The organism is Actinospica acidithermotolerans, assembly GCF_018139625.1.
In the GTDB taxonomy this organism is placed as follows: domain Bacteria; phylum Actinomycetota; class Actinomycetes; order Streptomycetales; family Catenulisporaceae; genus Actinospica; species Actinospica acidithermotolerans.
The window spans coordinates 1-741 of the sequence record NZ_JAGSOH010000310.1 but is presented as its reverse complement, the minus strand read 5'-3'; the positions used below and the strand labels follow the sequence as shown (position 1 = coordinate 741).

The 741-nt window shown below is 67.6% G+C and carries 1 protein-coding gene and 1 pseudogene; one reads left to right on the top strand and one right to left on the bottom strand.

Annotation, left to right across the window (positions count from 1 at the left end):
- Window positions 1-326 (bottom strand): annotated as a pseudogene (locus KDK95_RS34855) (rhomboid family intramembrane serine protease); the annotation flags it as partial.
- A gap of 207 nt (window positions 327-533) precedes the next feature.
- Here KDK95_RS34855 and KDK95_RS34850 point away from each other — a divergent pair.
- The coding region (locus KDK95_RS34850) for a biotin carboxylase N-terminal domain-containing protein (RefSeq protein ID WP_307844926.1) at window positions 534-741 on the top strand (208 nt) is incomplete at its 3' end.

Genomic DNA, 741 nt, shown 5'->3' with positions numbered 1-741 from the left:
AGGCCGCCGACGACCACGATGATCGCGGTCACGTACAGGTAGCGGCGCAGGCCGTCGAGTGCCACCAGGAACGTCGTGACCGCGAGCGGCACGGTGTTGCTCTCGATGTGCTCGACCGACACGTGCAGGAAAGGCACCGCGACGATGTGCGGCAGGCTGCCGAGGCTGCGCGCCGTGAGGCCGAACTCGCCGTCCAGGCGGTAGCCGTCCGCCGCGTTGAAGCCCTGGACCAGCCAGATCGCCACGATCGCGAGCACGGTGACCAGCACCGCCGTGCGCACGCTGAAGAAGACGGACCTACTTCGGACCGCCATGTTCGAGGACATCGCCTCCGACACCTCCGCTCGCGCCGCCGACCCGTCAACCCCACTGCTCCTTCTTGGCACGATAGCGCTCCGCCCCCGGCCGTGGCGTGTCTTGTCAGGTTTGCACAAAAGCGCGCCGTACCCGCAGGCGTGGTCCCCACGCGCGGGGTGTCGCGGACCTTGCCTACACTCAAGGAGTCTTCGACGAGCTGGGATAGGGAGCCTCACGTGCGCAAGGTGCTGATTGCGAACCGTGGTGAGATCGCTGTGCGGGTTGCCCGGGCGTGTAGGGATGCCGGGATCGGGAGTGTGGCGGTGTACGCGGACGGGGATCGGGACGCGTTGCATGTGCGGGTGGCGGATGAGGCGTATGCGTTGGGTGGGGAGGGTTCGGCGGAGACGTATCTGGCTGTGGGGAAGCTGTTGGAGGTGGCGC